Source organism: Fodinicurvata fenggangensis DSM 21160, from assembly GCF_000686045.1.
In the GTDB taxonomy this organism is placed as follows: Bacteria; Pseudomonadota; Alphaproteobacteria; order Kiloniellales; family DSM-21159; genus Fodinicurvata; species Fodinicurvata fenggangensis.
Genome location: NZ_JMLV01000030.1, coordinates 1 through 3,265 on the forward strand (window position 1 = coordinate 1; position 3,265 = coordinate 3,265).

Here is a 3,265-nt window from a genome sequence, read left to right on the forward strand (position 1 = left end):
ACTGTTCAAAAATGTGCCCCAGAACAGTGACAGACACTTCGGAGGCGAAGTCATACTCTCCGATCTTTTTGAAGCCCTCACAGACCTCATCGGGCAGAACCAGGGCATTGATAGTTTCGTCTGTCGTGAAGAGCCCGCCGTTATATCGGGGGATCTTGAGCTCGTCGTTGCCCTGGTCGATGGCCTTGAATAGCCCTTTGAAGTTGTCCCACACGGGCCGAGGGTTGTAGGGATCTCTGGTCTCGAAGGCCTGTGCGAGGGTTTCATCGGGCAGAAGCCCTGTGTCTTCAGAGAAGGCGATGAAAAGCACACGGTCGAGGATCTTCTGTGCAACAGCGATGGCGTCGAGCGCTGTGATTGCTTCGTCTGCATCCTGGACAGCTCCAATCAGTCTTTGCCTCAGGGCCTTATAGTCGCGGTACAGGTTATCCGTGATATCCTTGTCTTCGCGGCGGCTCTCCTTAAGCAGGTCCAGTGTTCGACCAGACAGCAGATTCTCAGCTGATAACAGGAGCATGAAGCGCGCGTATTCTTCAGGCTCGTCCAGCCGATCCAGTCTGAAGGTTTCGTAAGCGGCCGTGCCTTCTCCAAATCCATAAAGCCGCAACTCTATGTAGTTGGAGACCAAGACCCACTTCACGCCCCGGGCATGCATGGCATATTCCCATGCCTGCTGGACTGGGCTCTTGTTCCGCCCTGGCATGATGGCATCAAGGTCGCGGGTCTCAGCGCCCTTGAGCTCCAGGGGAGCCACGATATCCGGAGTTGTTCCGCCGAAATGCCCGAGGGCGAGATCTACACTCCCTCTCAGGATCACTTGCTCGGCAGAGACGGTATATTCAGCGCTCTGGGAAGGCCCTTTGTAGCCGAGTATCCCTTCAAGGATCTTCGAGGTGAAATCCCCATGTAGAGCTGTTTCTTTAAGGTCGTAGATCCGTTTGGACCGGATCATTTCGTTCCATGCATTCAGGATAGCCGCATGCTCAGCGGGTATAGGTATATCCTGTGTATGCCGATCTAAGGTCTTTCTATTGAACAGATTCATAAGCTCAGGATTATTGCTTTGGAGATGGCCAAGGAAGCGACAGATAGAAATCGCGGACAACTGCGAAACGCTCTTCAAAGGGCGGCAGATCACCCAGTTCGAGCGCAAGGGACTCCCAATCCTGTTCAGCCCGTCGATAAACTTCCGGGTTGTCCATTGAATCAGGCGTGGGCGTAATCCCTCGACTGCGGCATTTCTCAATCAGAGTGGCCAGAATGACCCTTCTGGCTTCATCATCGAGGGTCTGTCCTTCGACCAGGTAAGAGATGTCGTAGATATCCTGGCGCCGGTTCCGGTTTCGGATGGGCTGTTGCAGCAGGGCTCGCAGTTTCTCTGCGATAACCTCGTGTAAGGTGAAGGCTCTCACAGCTACATTGGCGCCGGTAAGATTGAGCTCCTGGAAGGCATAGACCTGGTCACGGAAGGTGATTTCGATATCCAGGACACGCGAAGCCATGCCTCTTTCAAACCGGCGCTCTTCGCCCGTCCCGCGCTGGGCCGAGCCAATCCGAAGAAGCAGAGCGGGAAAGTCTTGCTCTTCGAAGTTCTGTGGTCGAGGTCGCTTTTCTACTGTTTGAACCCGGCAGAGCAGATCCAGATAGCCGAGCCTAGTTGCCGTGCGGGGCAGCACAGCGTTGAGATCCTCTGCAATCCTGTCAGCGAGATCCGTAGGCTCAACCGTTGCGGTGAAATCTACATCAGCTGTGACCCGGCTGCTCTTGAAGGCAAGCGCCATGACGGCACCGCCCTTGAGAACAAGGGTGTCATGCAGACTGGGGGTCAGGCCGATAGCGGTCAGAACAATCTCGGTCACCTGGCGATCCCGATAAAGGGTTGGGTCTGCTCTTACCGACTCAACCCAGGCCCGGACATCAACATCAACAATGTCCGGCGCTGGTGCGCGCTCTTCCGGATCGAGATCAGGCATTCAGTGAGATCATCCACTTTTCAGAGAAAACGGGGGCATAGTCCGCCTCCGGGTCCAGTTTCCGGGACCCACCTCTTTGCGCATACTGCTCCCAGTTGTGGATGACGGGGTGAGAAATGTCCATGACCTCTGACAGGATATAGCCGGCGCGCACCTTGGCGATCTTGCTGTCGAGCTGATCGACAGCTTCCACGATTTCCGGGATCCAGGCCTCGACTTCCCTTTCCCACACCTCGAGGACATGGCGCATGCCGCCACAGAGTTCCGGCTCTGTCAGCATGTCAGCAAAGGTCCGGCCGATGGAGGTGATACGGGTCTGCTCTCCGCTTATGGCAATCGGCATTGCTGGATGACTTGATTCATGAAGGACCACAGGCCGCCGGCGGATGGTGGAATTAAAGCCGGGTCGAACAAGGGGTGGCCGCTCAGTCGTGGGGATATGCGGCATATCCTTTTGTATTTTTTTATCTCGTAGCTGGGTCCAGAGCTTATGGGTTGGTCTGGTAATGTGTAGTGCTTTGGGGCTTCTGTTGGTGAGATTATATCTCTGCATTGCCGAGAGATGAGAGACATAAGCAAAGGGATCGGCCAGGCAGGCAACTTCTTCGGCAGAGCCGGCGCGTGTGGCTTCGATGACGCGCCAAACGTTGGAGCGGAAATCAGAATCCCTGGTGAGGACTTTGGTCCTTTTGAGTCTTCCAAGAGCACGTGACGTGCGTGTCAGATCCCATGCCTTTGGCATGTATTTCAGGCGGTCGCCTTTCCAGGAGCCTTTGGAGAAGAGCTCGTATCCAAGGAGGAAGAGTTCGTAATAGGTGATGATGGGGAGGTCACGTTCGAAAAGCGCCTGCTTAAAGGCGTCATTAAAGTTCATCTAACAGCCTCCCGTATATGTCCTGAGGACATATACGGGAGGCTGTTGTATTTGTCAATCCAATCGTATCCTCGCAACCTTGCATTAGTTGACAGTCAATAGACCTTGCCATATGTCCTGAGGACATATGGCAAGGTCTATTGTAAAAAAGTCCACACAACAGATTACAATTAGCCACACCCCACATTCTCAAACTTATGCTGAAGCATAATAGACAGGGGTGTTGGAGAAAGCTGTTGCCCGATCCCAGTTGAAAACAGCGCGCTTCTTTCGATTTTAGCTAAAATCTGTTATATTGTAGGTAGTGTGGAGTCGCACACGCTATGTAGTAGGAGGTTTTCAAATGGCTGATCGGAAAGTCACCGCATCTGGCAAGGACAAAGACGGTGATATCACCAAGCTTTGCAACAGTGGCGGG

General features: G+C 53.7%; 3 protein-coding genes. All 3 read right to left on the bottom strand.

What is annotated here, in order from left to right; all coding sequences use genetic code 11:
- Positions 1 to 1,045: type IIL restriction-modification enzyme MmeI (locus BP38_RS0118135; protein ID WP_026988881.1), on the bottom strand; the 1,045-nt coding region annotated here is incomplete at its 3' end.
- A gap of 10 nt (positions 1,046 to 1,055) precedes the next feature.
- A complete protein-coding gene (locus BP38_RS0118140; RefSeq protein WP_026988882.1) occupies positions 1,056 to 1,973 on the bottom strand; it encodes a nucleotidyl transferase AbiEii/AbiGii toxin family protein in 918 nt (305 codons plus the stop codon).
- On the bottom strand, positions 1,966 to 2,847 hold the full coding sequence (locus BP38_RS0118145) for a type IV toxin-antitoxin system AbiEi family antitoxin domain-containing protein (protein WP_026988883.1): 882 nt from the start codon (positions 2,845 to 2,847) through the stop codon (positions 1,966 to 1,968). Before BP38_RS0118145 ends, BP38_RS0118140 begins: the two co-directional genes overlap by 8 nt.
- Positions 2,848 to 3,265 lie beyond the last annotated feature (418 nt).

Excerpts from the sequence above, each read along its gene's own strand:
- BP38_RS0118145 (WP_026988883.1), bottom strand. The coding sequence starts at position 2,847 with ATGAACTTTAATGACGCCTTTAAGCAGGCGCTTTTCGAACGTGACCTC.
- BP38_RS0118140 (WP_026988882.1), bottom strand. The coding sequence starts at position 1,973 with ATGCCTGATCTCGATCCGGAAGAGCGCGCACCAGCGCCGGACATTGTT.